This window comes from Pseudomonas sp. MPC6 (genome assembly GCF_006094435.1).
In the GTDB taxonomy this organism is placed as follows: Bacteria; Pseudomonadota; Gammaproteobacteria; order Pseudomonadales; family Pseudomonadaceae; genus Aquipseudomonas.
The window spans coordinates 4,906,923-4,926,527 of the sequence record NZ_CP034783.1 but is presented as its reverse complement, the minus strand read 5'-3'; the positions used below and the strand labels follow the sequence as shown (position 1 = coordinate 4,926,527).

18 protein-coding genes are annotated in these 19,605 nt (G+C 60.1%); 10 read left to right on the top strand and 8 right to left on the bottom strand.

The window, feature by feature from the left end; genetic code table 11:
- The first annotated feature begins 252 nt into the window (after positions 1-252).
- On the top strand, positions 253-1,737 hold the full coding sequence (gene prpD / locus ELQ88_RS24665; RefSeq protein ID WP_128870638.1) for a 2-methylcitrate dehydratase: 1,485 nt from the start codon (positions 253-255) through the stop codon (positions 1,735-1,737).
- A 106-nt stretch (positions 1,738-1,843) separates the two neighbouring features.
- Here prpD and ELQ88_RS24660 read toward each other — a convergent pair whose 3' ends face one another.
- Positions 1,844-2,662 carry a pyruvate, water dikinase regulatory protein gene (locus tag ELQ88_RS24660; protein WP_064678891.1) on the bottom strand — a complete coding sequence of 273 codons (819 nt, stop codon included), beginning with the start codon at positions 2,660-2,662 and terminating at the stop codon, positions 1,844-1,846.
- Positions 2,663-2,836: 174 nt separating this feature from the next.
- Here ELQ88_RS24660 and ppsA point away from each other — a divergent pair, with 174 nt between their 5' ends.
- The 8 genes from ppsA (at position 2,837) to ELQ88_RS24620 (ending at position 11,015) form a co-directional block, all read left to right on the top strand.
- Positions 2,837-5,212: a phosphoenolpyruvate synthase gene (ppsA, locus tag ELQ88_RS24655; RefSeq protein ID WP_128870637.1), complete on the top strand. Its 2,376-nt coding sequence runs from the start codon at positions 2,837-2,839 to the stop codon at positions 5,210-5,212.
- 201 nt (positions 5,213-5,413) lie between these two features.
- Positions 5,414-6,409 (top strand): alpha/beta fold hydrolase, encoded by a 996-nt coding sequence (locus tag ELQ88_RS24650; RefSeq protein ID WP_138968362.1) that lies wholly within the window; start codon positions 5,414-5,416, stop codon positions 6,407-6,409.
- Between the two features lie 132 nt (positions 6,410-6,541).
- Complete coding sequence (gene rraA, locus ELQ88_RS24645; protein WP_128870635.1) at positions 6,542-7,033, top strand: ribonuclease E activity regulator RraA; 492 nt, start codon at positions 6,542-6,544, stop codon at positions 7,031-7,033.
- A gap of 26 nt (positions 7,034-7,059) precedes the next feature.
- The gene (locus ELQ88_RS24640) at positions 7,060-8,055 is read left to right on the top strand and encodes a zinc transporter ZntB (protein WP_128870634.1); all 996 of its coding nucleotides are present in this window, start codon (positions 7,060-7,062) and stop codon (positions 8,053-8,055) included.
- 64 nt (positions 8,056-8,119) lie between these two features.
- Positions 8,120-8,368, top strand: coding sequence for a hypothetical protein (locus ELQ88_RS24635; RefSeq protein WP_064678886.1), 249 nt, complete (start codon positions 8,120-8,122; stop codon positions 8,366-8,368).
- 2 nt (positions 8,369-8,370) lie between these two features.
- Positions 8,371-9,195: a mechanosensitive ion channel domain-containing protein gene (locus tag ELQ88_RS24630; RefSeq protein ID WP_064678885.1), complete on the top strand. Its 825-nt coding sequence runs from the start codon at positions 8,371-8,373 to the stop codon at positions 9,193-9,195.
- 87 nt (positions 9,196-9,282) lie between these two features.
- On the top strand, positions 9,283-9,873 hold the full coding sequence (sigX, locus tag ELQ88_RS24625) for an RNA polymerase sigma factor SigX (RefSeq protein ID WP_064678884.1): 591 nt from the start codon (positions 9,283-9,285) through the stop codon (positions 9,871-9,873).
- 107 nt (positions 9,874-9,980) lie between these two features.
- Positions 9,981-11,015, top strand: coding sequence for an OmpA family protein (locus tag ELQ88_RS24620; protein WP_128870632.1), 1,035 nt, complete (start codon positions 9,981-9,983; stop codon positions 11,013-11,015).
- Between the two features lie 134 nt (positions 11,016-11,149).
- Here ELQ88_RS24620 and cobA read toward each other — a convergent pair whose 3' ends face one another.
- The 6 genes from cobA to ELQ88_RS24595 form a co-directional block, all read right to left on the bottom strand.
- The gene (gene cobA / locus ELQ88_RS24615) at positions 11,150-11,908 is read right to left on the bottom strand and encodes a uroporphyrinogen-III C-methyltransferase (protein WP_128870631.1); all 759 of its coding nucleotides are present in this window, start codon (positions 11,906-11,908) and stop codon (positions 11,150-11,152) included.
- 215 nt (positions 11,909-12,123) lie between these two features.
- Entirely contained in the window at positions 12,124-12,258 is a 135-nt protein-coding gene (locus ELQ88_RS34985; protein ID WP_263597806.1) for a hypothetical protein, read from the bottom strand.
- Between the two features lie 335 nt (positions 12,259-12,593).
- Positions 12,594-14,267 (bottom strand): bifunctional protein-serine/threonine kinase/phosphatase, encoded by a 1,674-nt coding sequence (locus ELQ88_RS24610; RefSeq protein WP_138968360.1) that lies wholly within the window; start codon positions 14,265-14,267, stop codon positions 12,594-12,596.
- A gap of 7 nt (positions 14,268-14,274) precedes the next feature.
- The gene (locus tag ELQ88_RS24605) at positions 14,275-15,486 is read right to left on the bottom strand and encodes a nitrate/nitrite transporter (RefSeq protein ID WP_138968358.1); all 1,212 of its coding nucleotides are present in this window, start codon (positions 15,484-15,486) and stop codon (positions 14,275-14,277) included.
- A 356-nt stretch (positions 15,487-15,842) separates the two neighbouring features.
- The gene (locus ELQ88_RS24600) at positions 15,843-16,418 is read right to left on the bottom strand and encodes an ANTAR domain-containing protein (protein WP_128870630.1); all 576 of its coding nucleotides are present in this window, start codon (positions 16,416-16,418) and stop codon (positions 15,843-15,845) included.
- Between the two features lie 15 nt (positions 16,419-16,433).
- Positions 16,434-17,645 (bottom strand): CmpA/NrtA family ABC transporter substrate-binding protein, encoded by a 1,212-nt coding sequence (locus ELQ88_RS24595; RefSeq protein ID WP_138968356.1) that lies wholly within the window; start codon positions 17,643-17,645, stop codon positions 16,434-16,436.
- 228 nt (positions 17,646-17,873) lie between these two features.
- On the opposite strand from ELQ88_RS24595, the gene ELQ88_RS24590 reads away from it, so the two are divergent.
- Positions 17,874-18,893, top strand: a complete 1,020-nt coding sequence (locus ELQ88_RS24590) for a quinone-dependent dihydroorotate dehydrogenase (protein ID WP_128870628.1) — start codon at positions 17,874-17,876, stop codon at positions 18,891-18,893.
- 233 nt (positions 18,894-19,126) lie between these two features.
- Here ELQ88_RS24590 and ELQ88_RS24585 read toward each other — a convergent pair whose 3' ends face one another.
- On the bottom strand, positions 19,127-19,342 hold the full coding sequence (locus tag ELQ88_RS24585; RefSeq protein ID WP_003223300.1) for a ribosome modulation factor: 216 nt from the start codon (positions 19,340-19,342) through the stop codon (positions 19,127-19,129).
- Between the last annotated feature and the right edge of the window lie 263 nt (positions 19,343-19,605).

Sequence of the window (19,605 nt, the reverse complement as noted above, 5' to 3'; positions counted from 1 at the left end):
GCCAGCGAAGAGGCCAGCACATCCAACATCACTGTTGCCTGTGACACCGCCCCCCCCTGTAGGAGCTGGCTTGCCAGCGAAGGTCGTTAACGAAAACGCGTGGTTCCTGATAAAACGCGGCGCTTTCGAATTCTTCGCTGGCAAGCCAGCTCCTACAGGGGATTGCATTTCACAATAAGAAAGTAGCGACCGGCTGAGATTGAAACCTGAACCGAGGTCCCATCAACGAACCACTTCAAGAGTGAATCGAACATGAGCGCCAACGTCGACCTGAACAACCGCCCCGACTACGACAGGGTTCTGCAGGACATCGCCGATTACGTCCTGACCTTCAACATCGAATCCAGAGAAGCCCTGGACACCGCCCGCAACTGCCTGATGGACACCCTCGGCTGCGGCCTGCTGGCCCTGCGCTTCCCAGAATGCACCAAACACCTCGGTCCCATTGTGGAAGGCACCGTCGTCCCCTTTGGCGCTCGGGTTCCCGGCACCAGCTACCGTCTCGATCCAGTCAAGGCGGCCTGGGACATCGGTTGCATCGTCCGCTGGCTCGACTACAACGACACCTGGCTCGCCGCCGAATGGGGCCATCCGTCCGATAACCTGGGTGGCATTCTCGCGGTGGCGGACCACCTGTCGCAAAAGCGCGTGGCCAATGGCGACGCACCGCTGACCGTTCGCGCGGTGCTTGAAGCCATGATCATGGCCCATGAGATCCAGGGCATCATCGCGCTGGAAAACTCCTTCAATCGCGTAGGACTGGATCACGTCATCCTGGTGAAAGTCGCCTCGACCGCCGTCACCGCCAAACTCATGGGGGCCAATCGCGAGCAGTTGCTGGCGGCGTTGTCCCACGCTTTTGCCGATGGCCAGGCGTTGCGTACTTATCGGCATGCACCGAATGCCGGGTCGCGAAAATCCTGGGCGGCGGGCGATGCATCCAGCCGTGGCGTGCGTCTGGCGGACATCGCGATGCGCGGTGAAATGGGGATCCCCGGCGTGTTGACCGCCAGGCAGTGGGGCTTTTACGACGTATTGTTCAGCCACACCAACAACGATCTGGCGCTCAAGCCAGAAGACCAGCGGATTTTCAGTTTCTCCCGGTCATTCGGCAGCTACGTGATGGAAAACGTGCTGTTTAAAATCAGCTTCCCCGCCGAATTCCACGCGCAAACCGCCTGCGAAGCGGCGGTGACCCTGCATCCGCAAGTCAGGAATCGCCTGCACGAAATCGACAGGATCGTCATCACCACCCACGAATCGGCGATCCGCATCATCTCCAAGGTCGGCCCGCTGGCCAATGCCGCCGACCGTGATCACTGCATCCAGTACATGACGGCCGTGCCGTTGGCGTTCGGCAATCTGGTGGCCGAGCAATACGAAGACGACTTCCATGCCGCCCATCCGATCATCGACGTGTTGCGCGAAAAAATGGTCATCGTCGAAGATCCGCGCTACACCCGCGAATACCTGGAAGCCGATAAACGCTCCATCGCCAATGCGGTGCAGGTGTTTTTCAAGGACGGTTCGAGCACCGAAAACGTGGTGGTCGAGTACCCGATCGGCCATCGTCGGCGCCGTGCCGACGGCATCCCGCTGCTCGAGGACAAGTTCAAGGCGAACCTGGCGACGCGGTTTACGGTGCAGCGCAGCGCCGAGATCTTTGCACTATGCAAGGACCAGGCGAAGCTGGAGGCCACACCGGTGAACCGGTTCGTCGATTTATTCGTGATCTGACGCCATAGCCGTAGGAGCCAGGCTTGCCGGCGAAGGCGTCCTCGAGTGCGCCATCGCCGGCAAGCCTGGCTCCTACGGCTATGGCGGCCGGGCAGGCGCTAAAAAATTACTTGAACCGCCGCTCAACCCCTTTTTCCACCAGAATCTTCGCCGAAATTTCCTCGACGGAGAAATGCGTGGAGTTGATGTGCGGGATGTTCTCGCGGCGGAACAGGTTCTCCACCTCGCGCACTTCGAACTCGCACTGGGCATAGCTCGAATAGCGGCTGTTGGGCTTGCGCTCGTGGCGGATCGCGGTGAGGCGGTCCGGGTCGATGGTCAGGCCGAACAGCTTGTGCTGGTGGGTGCGCAGGGCCGTCGGCAGTTGCAGGCGCTCCATGTCGTCTTCGGTCAGCGGGTAGTTGGCCGCGCGGATGCCGAATTGCATGGCCATGTACAGGCAGGTCGGGGTTTTGCCGCAACGGGACACGCCCACCAGGATCAGGTCGGCCTTGTCGTAATAGTGGGTACGGGCGCCATCGTCGTTGTCCAGGGCGAAGTTCACCGCCTCGATCCGCTCCATGTAATTGGAATTGCTGCCGATGGAGTGGGACTTGCCGACGGTGTAGGAAGAATGCTCGGTCAATTCCTGTTCAAGAGGCGCCAGAAAGGTCGAGAAAATGTCGATCATGAAACCATTGGACGTTGCGAGGATCTCACGGATGTCCTGATTGACGATGGTGTCGAAGATGATCGGCCGGAAGCCGTCGTTTTCGGCGGCTTTGTTGATTTGTTGTACCATGGCCCGCGCTTTATCCGCGTTGTCGATGTACGGTCGCGTGAATTTGCTGAAGGTAATGTTTTCGAACTGCGCCAGAAGGCTTTGGCCGAGGGTTTCCGCTGTGATGCCGGTGCCGTCGGAAATAAAGAAGGCAGATCGTTTCATTTGCACCTTGGGCCTTAAGCTAATGTTCATTCTTGGATATGATAGGCGCGATTTGCCGGCCGCCAGTGGCCCGCATTCTCACTTATTTTCCAGGTCCAGGCCATACAGCTGGCAAACGCTCCCTGGAGCAGCCGGCTTCTGAGCTTATCCAACACAGTTAGTGGAGAGATCACCTTGGTAGAGTACGTAGTTTCCCTCGATAAGCTCGGCGTCCATGATGTGGAGCACGTAGGGGGCAAGAACGCATCCCTGGGCGAGATGATCAGTAACCTGGCCGGTGCCGGTGTATCGGTGCCCGGTGGCTTCGCCACGACAGCTCAGGCTTATCGTGATTTTCTTGAGCTGAGCGGCCTGAACGATCAGATCCATGCCGCGCTCGATGCGCTGGACGTCGAAGATGTGAACGCCCTGGCCAAGACCGGTGCGCAGATCCGCCAATGGATCATGGAAGCCGAATTCCCCGAGAAACTCAACGCCGAAATCCGCACCGCGTTCGCCACGCTGTCGGCCGGCAACCCTGACATGGCCGTGGCCGTGCGCTCTTCGGCTACCGCTGAAGACCTGCCGGACGCTTCCTTCGCCGGTCAGCAGGAAACCTTCCTGAACATCCGTGGCGTCGAAAACGTCATTCGCGCCGCCAAGGAGGTGTTTGCCTCTTTGTTCAACGACCGCGCCATTTCCTACCGCGTCCACCAGGGCTTCGACCACAAGCTGGTAGCCCTGTCGGCCGGCGTGCAGCGCATGGTCCGCTCCGAAACCGGCACCGCCGGGGTGATGTTCACCCTCGATACCGAATCGGGCTTCCGTGACGTGGTGTTCATCACCGGCGCCTACGGCCTGGGTGAAACCGTCGTACAAGGCGCGGTGAACCCGGATGAGTTCTATGTCCACAAAGGCACGCTGGCTGCCGGTCGTCCGGCCATCCTGCGTCGCAACCTGGGCAGCAAGGCCATCAAGATGATCTACGGCGAAGTCGCCACGGCCGGTAAATCGGTCAAGACCATCGACGTCGACAAGGCCGATCGCGCCCGTTTCTGCCTGAGCGATGCCGAAGTCAGCGAACTGGCCAAGCAAGCGATGATCATCGAGAAGCACTACAAGTGCCCGATGGACATCGAATGGGCCAAAGACGGCGACGACGGCAAGCTCTACATCGTTCAGGCCCGTCCTGAAACCGTGAAGAGCCGTACCTCGGCCAACGTCATGGAACGCTACCTGTTGAAAGAAACCGGCACCGTGCTGGTGGAAGGTCGCGCCATCGGCCAGCGCATCGGCGCCGGCAAGGTCCGCATCATCAAGGACGTGTCCGAGATGGACAAGGTCCAGCCAGGCGACGTGCTGGTCTCCGACATGACCGACCCGGACTGGGAACCGGTCATGAAGCGCGCCAGCGCCATCGTCACCAACCGTGGCGGCCGTACCTGCCACGCAGCGATCATCGCTCGCGAGCTGGGCATCCCGGCCGTGGTCGGTTGCGGCAACGCCACCCAGCTGTTGCAAGACGGCCAGGGCGTGACCGTGTCCTGCGCTGAAGGCGACACCGGTTACATCTTCGAAGGCGAACTGGGCTTCGACATCAAGAAAAACTCCGTGGATGCCATGCCGGATCTGCCGTTCAAGATCATGATGAACGTCGGCAACCCGGACCGCGCCTTCGACTTCGCGCAACTGCCGAACGCCGGTGTGGGCCTGGCCCGCCTGGAATTCATCATCAACCGCATGATCGGCGTGCACCCTAAAGCGCTGTTGAACTACGACGGCCTGCCGCAGGACATCAAGGACAGCGTCGACAAGCGCATCGCCGGTTATGACGACCCGGTTGGCTTCTATGTCGACAAGCTGGTTGAAGGCATCAGCACCCTGGCCGCCGCGTTCACCCCGAAAAAGGTCATCGTGCGACTGTCGGACTTCAAGTCCAACGAATACGCCAACCTGATCGGCGGCAAGCTCTACGAGCCGGAAGAAGAAAACCCGATGCTGGGCTTCCGCGGTGCTTCGCGTTACATCAGCGAAGCGTTCCGTGACTGCTTCGAACTCGAGTGCCGCGCGCTCAAGCGCGTGCGCAACGAGATGGGCCTGACCAACGTTGAAATCATGGTGCCGTTCGTCCGTACACTGGGCGAAGCCAGCCAAGTGATCGATCTGTTGGCCGAAAATGGCCTGGCTCGCGGCGAGAATGGTCTGCGCATCATCATGATGTGCGAACTGCCGTCCAACGCGATCCTGGCTGAAGAATTCCTCGAGTTCTTCGACGGTTTCTCCATCGGCTCCAACGACCTGACCCAGCTGACCCTGGGCCTGGACCGTGACTCCGGGATCATCGCGCACCTGTTCGACGAGCGTAATCCGGCGGTCAAGAAGCTGCTGGCCAACGCGATTCAGGCCTGTAACAAGGCTGGCAAGTACATCGGCATCTGCGGTCAGGGCCCTTCGGACCACCCTGACCTGGCCAAATGGCTGATGGAACAGGGCATTGAAAGCGTTTCGTTGAACCCCGATTCCGTGCTGGAAACCTGGTTCTTCCTGGCTGAAGGTCAAGCTCAGGCTTGATGATGATGTTGTTGTAGGAGCAAGCTTGCTCGCGATGGACGCTAACGATAACGCGCCTCTGCTGGATAGACGCGTCGTCCTGAAGCCCATCGCGAGCAAGCTCGCTCCTACAGAATGAAGCCCCGGTTTGTCGGCCGGGGCTTTAAGATTTCAAGTAGGGCGGGCTCCTCTGGAAGCCGCCCTTTTTTGTGCAAGAGCATTATGCAAAGCAGCAGCCACCTATTTCCTGTCGCCCTGATCAGCGCCGAACGACGCGGTGATCTGAGCGAAGACGTCTATCGTTTGAAACCTGGCAACAGCCCCGACGGCACCGTCGAACTGGCTGTGACACGTCTCGGCATGGCCGACGAGCCCGCCGTGCGTGGCGTGCCGGTGATCCTGTTGCACGGCAGCTTTTCCAATCGACGGTTCTGGTTTTCCCCAAAGGGCTTGGGTCTGGGCGCCTATCTGGCGCGCCAGGGCTTCGATGTGTGGATCGCGGAAATGCGCGGCCATGGCTTGTCCCAGCGCAACCAGAACTATCGTAATAACCGCGTTGCCGACTACGCTCGATACGATCTGCCTGCCATTGGCGCCTTTGTGCGCGAGCAAAGCGACCAGGTCCCGCACTGGATCGGTCACTCCCTCGGCGGCATCACACTGGCCGCGGCATTGGGCGGCGAGTACATCGGCGAATCGGTCGTGGCTTCTGCGGCATTTTTCGGTACACAGGTCAGCCGAACCTACTGGCCATTGAAATTTCCGCCGGTGGAGTGGAGCGGGCGCTTTATTCTCAAGCGTTTCGCGCAACTGTCCGGCTCGCGGCTCAAGCGCGGCCCGGAAGACGAACCGATCGGCCTGGCCCTGGAAAGCATGCGCTGGTATGGCCTGTTCGGCCGTTTTGGCGATGCCGACAAGGATTGGTGGGCCGGACTGGCCGACGTCCAGTTGCCAGTGCTGGCCGTGAGTGCCACGGGTGACCATCAGGATCCCGCCTGGGCCTGCCGTAAGCTGTTCGATCAGCTGGGGTCCGAGCACAAACAATTCATCACCCTGGGTCGCGAACAGGGCTTTGGCGATAATTTCGGTCACGTGGAAATGCTCGTCAGCAAAGCGGCCCAGACCGAAGTCTGGCCATTGGTGGCACGCTGGCTGGCGGATCAGCGCACACCTTTGCTGGGCGAAAAATCGGATTTTGCCACTGCGATCCGGGCCTGATGCTCTAACAAGGGCATTTCGCTCTCATCGGCTTGCGGCTAAGATATGACGCGTTGAGTTGTTTCGGTCATTTTCGATTGATCTGCCCTCAGTGATGTTCGTGCTTGCCTTCCTCTTTACAGGAGTTTCTCGATGAAACATTACCTCACGCCTGACCTGTGCGACGCCTATCCGGAGCTGGTGCAGGTGCTGGAACCGATGTTCAGCAACTTCGGCGGCCATGACTCCTTCGGCGGCGAAATCGTGACCATCAAGTGCTTCGAAGACAACTCGCTGGTCAAGGAGCAGGTCGAGCTCAAGGGTGACGGCAAGGTATTGGTAGTCGATGGCGGCGGCTCCCTGCGCCGCGCACTGTTGGGCGACTTGCTGGCCGAGAAAGCCGCGAAAAACGGCTGGGAAGGGCTGCTGATCTACGGTTGCATCCGCGACGTCGATGTCATCGCGCAAACCGAATTGGGGGTTCAGGCCTTGGCCAGTCACCCGATGAAGACCGACAAGCGCGGTATCGGCGATCTCAACGTGGCCGTGACCTTTGCGGGCGTGACGTTCCATCCGGGCCATTACATTTATGCGGACAACAACGGCGTGATCATCTCGCCAAGCCCGCTTGAAATGCCCGAATAAGCTGGCGTACCCACAAAGGAGTGAGGATGTTCGAGGAAGAAAACGCGCAATGGGGGCTGGTACATGCCCTGGTGCTGGACGGTAAAGGCGGTGCGCGTTCGATAGCCCGGACTGAACTCGATGACTTGCAGCTGCGGGCTCATGAAAGCCTGTGGCTGCACTGGGATCGCAGCCACCCGCAAACCCGGACCTGGCTGCGTAAATCCAGCGGCCTGAGCGAATTCAGCTGTGACCTGCTGCTCGAAGAGAACACCCGGCCGCGTCTTTTGCCGCTGCCGGACTTCGAACTGCTGCTGTTTTTGCGTGGGGTCAACCTCAATCCCGGGGCCGAGCCGGAAGACATGGTGTCGGTGCGGATCTTCGCCTCGGCCCAGCGGATCATTTCCCTGCGCTTGCGGCCATTGCGCGCCACCGACGAACTGCTGGTGCAGCTCGCCGAAGGCAAAGGGCCGAAAACCGCCTCCGAACTCATCCTTTATATGGCTCAGTACCTCACCAACAAGGTGCAGGATCTGGTCAGCTGCCTCTCGGAAGTGGTCGATGAGGAAGAAGAAAAGCTGGATGCCGACGAACGGTATACTCCCGAGCATGGAGCCATTTTGCAGATCCGTCGCAGGGCCGCTGCGCTGAAGCGCTTTCTCGCTCCGCAACGGGATATTTTCGGTCAGCTGACGCGGATAAAACTGCCCTGGTTCGTCGAGGACGATGGTGATTACTGGAACGAATTGAACAACAGCCTGACCCGCTATCTCGAGGAGCTGGAATTGACCCGGGAGCGGGTGGGGCTGGTCCTCGAGGCCGAAGATAGACGTTTGAGCGTGCGCATGAACCGCACGATGTACCGCTTCGGGATCATCACCGGGATCTTTTTGCCGATGAGTTTTCTGACCGGTCTGCTGGGGATCAACGTCGGCGGAATTCCCTTCTCCGAAAGCCCCTATGGCTTCCTCGTCGCCTGTGCGCTGATGCTCTCGGTGGCACTGGGGCAGTGGTGGTTATTCCGACGTTTGCGCTGGGTCTGACGGTGTGCCATGTGACCCGGGCAAATTTGATCGCGTCTTTTCACAGACATCACGAGAGGTGCGTATGCACGATCCGTTCGAACAGTCTTTGCGTGACATGCTCAAGGCGTCACCGTCTACCCGGGACGACGATGCGTGCCTTGGCCGTGTACTGAAAACCGCCAACCGCCAGGTCGGTGCCGGTGATCTGTTCAGCCTGCTGGGCCGCTGGCTGCCCGCGCTGATGATCGCCCTGAATAACGGATCGGCCCATGTCTCGCCGGTCTCCCGTCACCGTAAACCTACCGCTCGCACTGCAGATAAGGCTGATTGAATATGGAACTTGATCTCTGGACTCAGAGCCTCGTCACTGCAATGACTGCGTTATGGACCAAGGTTGCGAATTTCATCCCGAACCTGTTCGGTGCACTGGTTGTTTTGCTGTTGGGTTTCGTCGTTGCGAAACTTTTGGACACTTTGTTGTCCAAGTTGCTCGCCAAGCTGGGACTCGATCGTCTGATGGGCGGTACCGGCCTGACCAAATTGCTGTCCCGGGCCGGTCTGCAAGTGCCGATCTCGACGTTGATCGGCAAGATCGTCTACTGGTTCGTCCTGTTGATTTTTTTGGTTTCGGCCGCAGAATCCCTTGGACTTGAACGAGTTTCAGCTACGCTGGATATGCTTGCGCTATATTTGCCAAAGGTATTCGGTGCCGCGCTGGTGCTGCTGGTGGGTGTGTTGCTGGCGCAATTGGCCAATGGGCTGGTGCGTGGAGCGGCAGAGGGTGTAGGACTTGATTACGCTGCCGGCCTGGGGCGAATTGCCCAAGGCCTGGTGATTATCATCAGTATTTCGGTCGCGATCAGCCAGTTGGAGGTCAAGACTGACCTGCTCAACCATGTGATTGTGATCGTTTTGATTACCGTTGGTCTGGCGGTTGCGCTGGCCATGGGACTGGGAAGCCGGGAAATTGCCGGGCAGATTCTTGCGGGAATCTATGTGCGTGAGTTGTATCAGGTTGGGCAACAAGTGAGCGTTGGCGAGGTCGAAGGTCAGATCGAAGAGATCGGCACGGTTAAAACCACATTGCTGACCGATGAGGGTGAGCTAGTCTCTCTCTCCAATCGGATCCTCCTGGAGCAGCATGTGAGTAGCCGCTAACCCGGCAAACCCTGCTAATGTATGCCGCCGCTGAAAGCCCGCAAGGGCCGCGGCGGACATTGACCTGACTGTCGGCCCTGACTTGTTTTGAATAAAGCTCAATCGCTCTCTACGCGCTACGACCCCCGCGAGCTCTCTGATGAGGAGTTGGTCGCGCGCTCGCACACCGAGCTGTTTCACGTAACGCGCGCCTATGAAGAACTGATGCGGCGTTACCAGAGAACATTATTTAACGTCTGTGCACGGTATCTTGGGAACGATCGCGACGCAGACGATGTCTGTCAGGAAGTGATGTTGAAGGTGTTGTATGGGTTGAAGAACTTCGAGGGCAAATCGAAGTTCAAGACATGGCTATATAGCATCACGTACAACGAATGCATCACGCAGTATCGGAAAGAACGGCGAAAGCGTCGCTTGATGGACGCTTTGAGTCTGGACCCCCTAGAGGAAGCGTCTGAAGAGAAGGCGCCGAAACCCGAGGAAAAGGGTGGACTTGATCGCTGGTTAGTGTATGTGAATCCGATCGACCGAGAAATTCTGGTGCTACGATTTGTCGCAGAGCTGGAATTTCAGGAGATCGCAGACATCATGCACATGGGTTTGAGTGCGACAAAAATGCGTTACAAACGTGCTCTAGACAAATTGCGTGAGAAATTTGCAGGCGTTGCTGAAACTTAGTTCAGCGCAAATATCTCTTACGTGTAGGCAAGTTCTGATAGACTTGCCGCCGAGTTGTCCCCCGGTTTGCGGGACTGCTTCACAATCACCAGATGGGGATTTAACGGATGAAACTGAAAAACACCTTGGGCTTGGCCATTGGTTCTTTGATTGCCGCCACTTCGTTCGGCGCTCTGGCACAAGGCCAAGGCGCAGTTGAAATCGAAGGCTTCGCAAAGAAAGAACAATTCGACAGCGCTCGTAACTTCAAGAACAACGGCAACCTGTTCGGCGGTTCCGTAGGTTACTTCCTGACCGACGACGTTGAACTGCGTCTGGCTTACGACGAAGTGCACAACGTTCGTTCTGATTCCGGCCAGAACATCAAGGGCGCCAACACCGCTCTGGACGCTCTGTACCACTTCAACAACCCAGGCGACATGGTCCGTCCGTACGTCTCGGCTGGCTTCTCCGATCAGAGCATTGATCAGAACGGCTCGAACGGTCGCAACCGTTCCACCTTCGCCAACGTTGGCGGCGGTGCCAAGCTGTACTTCACCGAGAACTTCTACGCCCGTGCTGGCGTTGAAGCTCAATACAACATCGACCAGGGCGACACCGAGTGGGCTCCAAGCGTCGGTATCGGTGTGAACTTCGGTGGCGGCTCCAAGCCTGCTGCTGCTCCAGTTCCAGCTCCGGCTGAAGTCTGCTCCGACAGCGACAACGATGGCGTGTGCGACAACGTTGACAAGTGCCCGGATACCCCAGCCAACGTAACTGTTGACGCTGATGGCTGCCCGGCAGTTGCTGAAGTTGTTCGTGTTGAGCTGGACGTGAAGTTCGACTTCGACAAGTCGGTAGTCAAGCCTAACAGCTACGGCGACATCAAGAACCTCGCTGACTTCATGAAGCAGTACCCATCGACCAGCACCACTGTTGAAGGTCACACTGACTCCGTCGGTCCTGACGCTTACAACCAGAAACTGTCCGAGCGTCGTGCAAACGCCGTTAAGCAAGTTCTGACCAACCAGTACGGTGTTGAATCGTCCCGCGTTCAGTCTGTTGGCTACGGCGAATCCCGCCCAGTTGCCGACAACGCTACTGAAGCTGGCCGTGCTGTAAACCGTCGCGTAGAAGCGCAGGTTGAAGCTCAGGCTAAGTAATTAGCTCGCAGCTCTGAAAAGCCCGGCTTCGGCCGGGCTTTTCTTTGTCTGCGATTTGGGGTTTCAACCTTGGTTTGGCGGTTGGCGGTTTGGGGGGGCGGCGCTCTTTTGATCTCCCCAAGCCGCCACAGCGCCTACAAGGATGCACGCCGAACCGATGCAGGGGCTGCCGCTCTTTTCATCTCATCACACGCCGCCACAGCACCGATCACCAGGATCGCCGGGCTCTTCAACTCAAAGGCGCAGGCATCTCCCTCCATGGCCGTCAGATCGCTCCGACATTCCCGCTGATGCGGCAGTGACGCGTTTTCAATCATCGCCACCGGCATATCCGCCGCCATGCCGCCGGCCAGCAGCTGCTCGCGGATCTCGCTCAGCTTCGCCACCCCCATGTAGATCACCAGCGTCGTGCCGCCCTGGGCCAAGGCTTGCCAGTTCAGGCTGCTGCCATCCTGGGTATGGGCAGTGACCAGCGTCACGCCCCGCGCAACGCCGCGCAGGGTCAACGGAATATCGCACTGCGTCGCACCGGCAAGCCCGGCCGTGATGCCATTGACCAGCTCCGCCTCGACGCCACGTTCGCGTAACCACTGCGCCTCTTCACCGCCCCGGCCAAAAATGCACGGATCGCCACCCTTGAGCCGCACCACGCATTTACCCTGGCGGGCATACCGCAGCATCAGGCGATGGATGAACGCCTGGGGCGTGGAGCGACAGCCGCCGCGCTTGCCCACGGGAATGATCCGCGCCTGGGGACAATGTTCCAGCACCGCGGGATTGACCAGATCATCGATCAGCACCACATCCGCTTCTCGCAGTGCCCGTACCGCTTTCAGGGTCAGCAATTCCGGGTCGCCAGGACCCGCACCCACCAGCCAGACTTTTGCGCTCATAGTGTTTTTCCTCACGGGTTGACGGCGAACGGTTCGCCGGGGATCGTCACAGGCCAAATACCGCGCTGTCGTTGAGCCCGGGCATTGATCTCTCTCATTCACTAGTTACTGATCCTGTGCGACGGCGCTGGAGGCGCGTATAGGTCGCGTGGAGTGTTTACGGTTTGGATGTTAGGGCTCGCACAGGAAAATGCCTCCAAAGCGGTCACAGGGTCTCAGAGTGCTGTTGAACATGGCCCGCAATGTGGGCGAACAGCTCCAAGGCAATTGCACAGGTTCAAGGCGCATGCTTCCAGGGTGCGAACCCCGGCTATGCCGTTGCCGATCATCACCAGTTTCAGCTTTTTCATCGGATTCTCCGGGGAGCTCCGACCTGCCCCGTCGGGGCTTTCAGGTCTTGCTCGACAAATTTTGCGCAAACAAAAAAAGGCATCCCGCCAGTTGCCTGGCGAGGACGCCTTTGTCCTTTATCCCGTTCTCTCGGGCAGCGCAGCCTTCGTCGTTGAAGGTTGGGCTTTATGTCAGTTGAGAGAGGTAATGCAGTGGTTGTGCCAAGTGGCGAAATGCGCGGTATTAGCGGGCTTCGAGCGGGAATTCAGGATCAGCTTCAATGTTTGTGCACCGATTCGAGGCGGGTCGCTCGGTCGTGGGGCATATGAAGCCTGTGGCGAGGGGCGTGATGACATCAGGAACAGTGGAACACCAACACCAACAACACCAGATTCACCACCAACGACACCAGCGCCAAGGTCCGCCAGACCTTCAGCGGCTCGCGCTCCAGCAAGGGTCTGGGCCGCACGCTCAGGCTGCGCCGCTCGCCCTGTTCCAATAGCAGCAACCATTCTTCCGCCGTTTCAAAGCGCTGATCCGGATCCGCCGCAACGCCGCGGTCCAGGCTTTGTGCAATCCATTCCGGCAGGTCGGGTCGGTAGCGGCTGGCACTGACCGGCACGCCAAATCGCGGGCGCTGGAACGCTTCGATTTCGCCATAGGGATAGTGCCCGGTGAGCAGGAAATACAAGGTCACGCCCACGGCATACAGATCCTGTTGCGGCGTCGGTGCGCCCCCGCCAAAGGCTTCCGGCGCGATGTAACTGGGCGTTCCGGGCAGGGTCGAGGGCTGGTCTTCGGACAGGCCGGGGCAGTAGGCGAGGCCGAAGTCCAGCAGGCGCAACTCACCGTCGTCCCCCAGCAGCAGGTTCTCCGGTTTGATATCGCGATGGAAAATTTGCCGTCGGTGCAGCATGCCCACCGCCCGCAGCAGGCGTTCGGACAGGTCCAGCCATTGGGCCAAGGGCAGCGGTCCGGCTTTTTCCTGCAGTTGCGCCAGAGTCGTCCCCGAGTATTCACGCATCACGTAGTACAAATGCTGACGCTGGCTGGCGGCGTGGACTTCAGGGAAGTGCCGTCCGGCGACGCGTTTGAGAAACCATTCCTCCGACAGCAACGCTTGCCCCGCCAGGTGGTCATCGCGCAATGCGCCGGGCAAGGTTTTCAATAACCAGGGCTGTTGTTGCCCGTCGCGAACCCGATACAGCAGCGATTGCTGGCTCTGCCCGAGTATTCCTTCGACCTGCCAGCCCTCGAAGGCCTGGCCCGGTTTCAGTGCGGGCGGCAGCGGCCATTGCCGCAAATGAATCAAGGCGTCGCCGATGCTGGTTTCACCCAAGGCATCGACCCGCACCAGCAAGGCGCTGGCATTGTCCTGGCTGCCGGCCAGATGCGCCGCGCTGACCAGGGTCTGCGCGGCGCTTTGCAGATCGGGCTGATCGCGCAGGATCGCCGCAATCGCGGTATCGCCCAGCACGGCCCAGATCCCATCGCTGAGCAGCACGAAGCTCTCGTCGACGCGCAATTCACCCTCGAGAAAATCCAGCACCAGGTGCTGATCCAGCCCCAGCGCCCGTTTGAGTACATGCTGCATGCCCGGCTGGTCCCAGACATGATCCTCGCTCACCCGTTGCAACGCGTCGGCGTGCCAGCGATAGACCCGGCAATCGCCGACATGGGCCAGGGTGAAGCGCCTGCCGCGCACGACCAAAGCGCTGACGGTGGTGAGCAAGGGTTGCCCTCCACCGTTGGCCTGCAACCAGCGATTCTGTGCCAGCAACAAGCGATCCAGCGCCTGGGCGACACCCCAGGTTTCCGGGGTGGCGTAGTAGTCCAGCGCCAGGGCCTGCAAGGTCGAGCGGGCGGCCAGGCCGCCATCGGCGCACTGGCTGACGCCGTCGGCGATGGCGAACAGGTAACCTTTGCTCGCCGCCAGCGCCGGGGTCGGAGTGACCAGGCGCAGGGCGTCCTGGTTCTCCTCGCGAGGGCCGATGGCGCTCGCTTCGGCGAAACTCAATTGCAGGCTCATTGCGCCCTCACACCCGTGCAGCGGTGACGGCCGCCGAACCCCAGGTGGTTCTCCAGCGACGTTTCACCCCGTGCAGGCCGAACCAGGCAAGGACCCCGAGGCTGGCGAACAACCACAGTGCCAGCTGATAGCTGCCGGTGCTTTGCTTGATCGCACCCATGCCGGCCGCCAGCGCGAAGCCACCGATACCGCCGGCCATGCCGATCAAGCCGGTCATCACGCCGATTTCCCGACGGAAGCGCTGCGGAACCAGCTGGAATACCGCGCCATTACCCGCACCCAGGCCGAGCATGGTGCAGACGAAAAGCGCCAAGGCGGCGTAGGAACTCGGCAGATTGAAGCCTACTGCCGCAATGCAGATCACGGCCACGGTGTACATCGCCAGCAGTGTGCGAATCCCGCCGAAACGGTCGGCCAGGGCGCCGCCCAACGGACGCATCAGGCTGCCACCGAACACACAGGCCGCAGTGTAATAACCGGCGGTCACCGGGCTCAGGCCGTACTGGTCGTTGAAGTAGCCGGGCAGGGCGCTGGCCAGGCCGATGAAGCCGCCGAAGGTCACGCTGTAGAAGAACATGAACCACCAGCTGTCGCGGTCGCCCAGGGCCTTGAAGTAGTCGGACACGGACTTGGCTTTCGGCCGTTCCGGGGCGTTCTTGGCTAGCCAGGCAAAGGTGATGATGGTCAGGATCAACGGAATCAGGGCGAAGCCGAACACGTTGCTCCAGCCAAACGAAGCGGCCAGCACCGGGGCGATCAGGGCGGCGAGGACGGTGCCCGAGTTGCCGGCGCCGGCGATGCCCATGGCTTTGCCTTGATGCTGCGGCGGGTACCACTGCGAGGCCAGCGGCAGTGCCACGGCGAAGGAGGCGCCGGCCATGCCGAGGAACAGGCCCAGCAGCAGCGCTTGTTCATAACTGTGAATCCCGTGTTTCCAGGCGACGAACAGCGCGCTGATGACGATCACCTGGCCGATCAGGCCGGCGGTCTTGGGCGACAGGCGGTCAGCCAGCAGGCCCATCACAAAGCGCAGGATAGCCCCGGCCAGGATAGGCGTGGCGACCACTAGCCCGCGTTGTTGGGTGGTCAATTGCAAGTCGGCGGCGATCTGCACCGCCAGCGGGCCGAGCAGGTACCAGACCATGAAACTCAGGTCGAAATAGAGGAAGGCCGCGAACAGGGTCGGGGTATGGCCGGATTTCCAGAAGCTTGAATTCATCGCGCACCTCAGCTGTTAGTCGTCTCGAGAAGGAGTCATGAGCTTGCAAGTGGGGCGCCGCATGCGGCCGCACCACCGGCCCCGGGCTGCGGGGCCAAAACAAAAAAAACGCCGCCACCCGATTCGCCAGGAGCGAATGGGGTGAGCGACGTCTTTGTCGTAGGTGGGGCAACCGCCGTTGGTTACCTGTGGTGATTACCTAGCGAGATCTGTGCCAACACTCTGAGGTCGGGTTGCTGCTGTTCGCGGGCAAGCCTCGCTCCTACGGGATTTGTGTCGTTCATCCTATTGAATTCGACGCCATCTGTAGGCGCGAGGCTTGCCCGCGAAGGCGCCCAGACAGGCGCCATAAGCCTTCAGCCCAGCAGCTCACTCATCGCAATAATCTGCTCCGCCACCTGAATCAGCTTCTGCTGGCGACTCATCGCCTGGCGGCGCATCAGGGTGTAGGCCTGTTCCTCGTTGCAGTCCTTCATCTTCATCAGCAACCCCTTGGCCAGCTCGATGCGCTTGCGCTCGGCCAGTTGCTGGTCCCGGGCGTGCAGTTGCGCACGCAGGGCCTGGTCACTTTCAAAGCGCGCCATGGCGACGTCGAGAATCGGCTGCAAGCGTTGTGCGTGAATGCCTTCGACGATATAGGCACTGACCCCGGACTTGATCGCCTGGCGCATCACGTCCGGGTCATGCTCGTCGGTAAACATCACGATCGGCCGCGGTTGATCGCGGCTCACCAGCACCACTTGCTCCATGACATCGCGGCTCGGTGACTCGGTATCGATCAGGATCACGTCCGGACGCACCGTTTCGACGCGCGCGGGCAAGTCGATGGTCAGGCCTGATTCGTCTATTACTTCGAACCCGGCTTCGGTCAGGGCCGCTTTCAGGCGACCGACTTTCTTCGCGGTGTCGTTGATCAGCAGGATTCGCAACATATTTGCAGTCTCCTGTCAGCGGCTGGCGAAAAGCGGTGAGCTGTCGCTCATGGCATGTAGCTTGAAGCTGCGGGCATAGCCGGCAGGGTCCGAGCCGTCCCAGACCTTGCCGTCGATCAACTGGCTGCTGCGCATCGGCTGACTGCCGACGGCGACCCCGACTGCAGTGGCGGCCTCTCGGTACAAGTCTAGTTGCTGCACCTGACGCGCCACGGCGAGATAATCCGGATCGTCGCGCAACAGGCCCCAGCGGCGGAACTGGGTCATGAACCACATGCCGTCGGACAAGTAAGGCAAGTTGACCTCGCCAGCGCCATGCAAGCGCAGAGCGTGCGGGTCCTGCCAGCGATTGCCGAGGCCATCGGCATAGTCGCCGAGCAAGCGCGGTTCGATGCAGTCGAGTGGCGCGTCCAGGTATTGCGCCGCGCTGAGCAATTGGGCGGTGCCGCGGCGATTCTCGGTGCTGGCTTCGATGAAGCGGCTGGCCTCCAGGATCGCCATCACCAGCGCCCGTGCGGTGTTGGGGTATTGCTCGACGAAGGTGCGGGTGCAGCCGAGGACTTTTTCCGGGTGATCGGGCCAGATGGTTTGCGTCGTCGCCATGGTAAAACCGAGATTCTGCTTCACCGCACTGGCGGACCAGGGTTCGCCGACGCAAAAGCCGTCGATGCGTCCCGCTTGCAGGTGCGCGACCATTTGCGGCGGCGGCACCACGACGCTGTCGACGTCGTGCAACGGGTGGATGCCCTGGCTGGCCAGCCAGTAATACAGCCACATGGCGTGGGTGCCGGTTGGAAACGTTTGGGCAAAGGTGAGTTTTGGGCGACTTTGGTGCACGTGCCGCTCCAGTGCTTCAGGACTGGTCACGCCAAGGGCCTGCAAGCCATGGGACAGGTTGATGCTCTGGCCGTTCTGGTTCAGGCCCATCAACACGGCCATGTCGGTCGCAGCCACTCCGCCTATCCCCAAGTGAACCGCATACATCAAGCCGTACAGGCTGTGAGCGGCGTCGAGTTCGCCGCTGACCAGTTTGTCCCGCAGATTGGCCCACGACGACTGGCGTTTGAGGTTCAGGGTCAGGCCATAGGGTTGGGCGAATCCCTGGGTGGCTGCGACCACCACCGAAGCGCAGTCGCTCAGGGCCATGAAGCCCAGGTTGATCTCGGTCTTTTCCGGGGCATCGCTGCCATGGACCCAGGCCAGGGGGTTGGCTGGAATTTCAATCATGGGTAAACACCTTCCATAAAAAAGCGCCGTACCGGCTTTGCCAGAGCAAGACCAGGTGACGACGCCTTTGTCTTTCGACCCATCCCGCCGTTGGCATGGGTGCTGATGCCAGTGACGGTGCAAGGCATATGCCATCGCCGGCTGTTTTTGCCGCGTGCCTCGCCTGCACCCCCGATGCCCGGCTATAATCGCCGCCTCATTTCGCCGCCAATCGAGTCAAAGCCGCCCATGTACACCCTGGCCCGTCAGCTGTTGTTCCAACTTTCCCCGGAAACCTCCCACGATCTGTCCCTGGACCTGATCGGCGCGGGCGGGCGTTTGGGCCTCAACGGCTTGCTGTGCAAGGCACCGGCGAAAATGCCGGTGACCGTCATGGGCCTGGACTTTCCGAATCCGGTGGGCCTGGCCGCCGGTCTCGACAAGAATGGCGCGGCCATCGACGGTTTTGCCCAGCTGGGTTTCGGCTTTGTCGAAATCGGCACCATCACCCCGCGTCCGCAACCCGGCAACCCGAAGCCACGGATTTTCCGTCTGCCGGAAGCCGAGGCGATCATCAACCGCATGGGTTTCAACAACCTCGGCGTCGATCACCTGTTGGCCCGCGTGGCCGCGGCCAAGTACAAGGGCGTGCTGGGGATCAATATCGGCAAGAATTTCGATACGCCGGTCGAGCGTGCGGTCGACGACTACCTGATCTGCCTGGACAAGGTCTACGCCCACGCCAGCTACGTGACGGTCAACGTCAGCTCGCCGAACACCCCGGGCTTGCGCAGCCTGCAGTTCGGCGACTCGCTCAAGCAGTTGCTGGCCGACCTGGCCACGCGTCGGGCGGAACTGGCTCTGCGTCACGGTAAACATGTGCCGCTGGCGATCAAGATCGCCCCGGACATGACCGACGAAGAAACCGTTCAGGTCGCTCAAGCGTTGATCGAAACCGGGATGGATGCGGTCATCGCCACCAACACCACCCTGAGCCGTGTCGGCGTCGAAGGCATGGAGTACGGGGACGAGGCGGGCGGCCTGTCCGGCGCACCGGTTCGCGAGAAGAGCACCCACACGGTGAAAGTGCTGGCGGCGGAACTGGCCGGTCGCTTGCCGATCATTGCCGTGGGCGGTATCACCGAAGGCAAGCACGCGGCCGAGAAAATCGCGGCGGGGGCGAGCCTGGTGCAGCTGTATTCCGGCTTCATCTATAAAGGCCCGGCGTTGATTCGCGAGTCCGTGGACGCCATAGCAGCCCTGCGCTGATCCCTGTAGGAGCGAGGCTTGCCCGCGAACCAGGCGCCGCGGTGTATCTGTTGTACCGCGTTAGCGTTCTTCGCCGGCAAGCCTGGTACCTACAGGGGAAGGTGTCCGACAGGCGATGGCATAAAAAAGGGCTCCTCGAGGGAGCCCTTGGGCCGGAGCCCGCCGCCCGGATGGGGCGTGCGTGGTAAGTTTTTACGTAATCAGATTGTCGTGTCGGAGTGTTGTGCCCTGTCTTAGCCGACGGCGTGAAGTTCGTTGAGTCTGTGGATTCCCGCAGTGCCGGTCATACCGTCCCAGTTGTCGCCGCGTCCTTCTCGCCAGCCGTTAATCCAGGCTTGGCGTACCGACGGTAGAGTAAATGGGCAAAGCTCACGGGATTTGCCACCAACGCCATATTGATATCCGCGCAAAAATGCTCTTTCCAACGGATCACGCTTAAGTCTTCTCATAGGGTGTTGCCCTCACTTGTTGACTGTATGTATCGCGTCGACCTCAATTGAGGTCTGGCAGAAAAACTCCTGCCGTTGGGGCTCGCTGCCGGCGTCGCGAGCCAAGGTGTTGACGCCGTTGCGACGTCAACCTGTGTTGAGTTCTAACCAATGCGTCACATCGAGGGAATGATCGTTTTGTCATAAGGACGTAACGATAAAGATGGTAAGGCAATAAGTAACACGATGTTTGTCCGCCTGTGATTGGTCAAACCCCGGTATGA

Excerpts from the sequence above, each read along its gene's own strand:
- ELQ88_RS24660 (WP_064678891.1), bottom strand. The coding sequence starts at position 2,662 with ATGAAACGATCTGCCTTCTTTATTTCCGACGGCACCGGCATCACAGCG.
- ELQ88_RS24630 (WP_064678885.1), top strand. The coding sequence starts at position 8,371 with ATGGAACTTGATCTCTGGACTCAGAGCCTCGTCACTGCAATGACTGCG.
- ELQ88_RS24600 (WP_128870630.1), bottom strand. The coding sequence starts at position 16,418 with ATGTTGCGAATCCTGCTGATCAACGACACCGCGAAGAAAGTCGGTCGC.
- rraA (WP_128870635.1), top strand. The coding sequence starts at position 6,542 with ATGAAACATTACCTCACGCCTGACCTGTGCGACGCCTATCCGGAGCTG.
- ELQ88_RS24595 (WP_138968356.1), bottom strand. The coding sequence starts at position 17,645 with ATGATTGAAATTCCAGCCAACCCCCTGGCCTGGGTCCATGGCAGCGAT.
- ELQ88_RS24605 (WP_138968358.1), bottom strand. The coding sequence starts at position 15,486 with ATGAATTCAAGCTTCTGGAAATCCGGCCATACCCCGACCCTGTTCGCG.
- ELQ88_RS24610 (WP_138968360.1), bottom strand. The coding sequence starts at position 14,267 with ATGAGCCTGCAATTGAGTTTCGCCGAAGCGAGCGCCATCGGCCCTCGC.
- ELQ88_RS24620 (WP_128870632.1), top strand. The coding sequence starts at position 9,981 with ATGAAACTGAAAAACACCTTGGGCTTGGCCATTGGTTCTTTGATTGCC.
- ELQ88_RS24640 (WP_128870634.1), top strand. The coding sequence starts at position 7,060 with ATGTTCGAGGAAGAAAACGCGCAATGGGGGCTGGTACATGCCCTGGTG.
- prpD (WP_128870638.1), top strand. The coding sequence starts at position 253 with ATGAGCGCCAACGTCGACCTGAACAACCGCCCCGACTACGACAGGGTT.
- ELQ88_RS24635 (WP_064678886.1), top strand. The coding sequence starts at position 8,120 with ATGCACGATCCGTTCGAACAGTCTTTGCGTGACATGCTCAAGGCGTCA.
- ELQ88_RS34985 (WP_263597806.1), bottom strand. The coding sequence starts at position 12,258 with ATGAAAAAGCTGAAACTGGTGATGATCGGCAACGGCATAGCCGGGGTT.
- cobA (WP_128870631.1), bottom strand. The coding sequence starts at position 11,908 with ATGAGCGCAAAAGTCTGGCTGGTGGGTGCGGGTCCTGGCGACCCGGAA.
- ELQ88_RS24590 (WP_128870628.1), top strand. The coding sequence starts at position 17,874 with ATGTACACCCTGGCCCGTCAGCTGTTGTTCCAACTTTCCCCGGAAACC.
- ELQ88_RS24650 (WP_138968362.1), top strand. The coding sequence starts at position 5,414 with ATGCAAAGCAGCAGCCACCTATTTCCTGTCGCCCTGATCAGCGCCGAA.
- ELQ88_RS24585 (WP_003223300.1), bottom strand. The coding sequence starts at position 19,342 with ATGAGAAGACTTAAGCGTGATCCGTTGGAAAGAGCATTTTTGCGCGGA.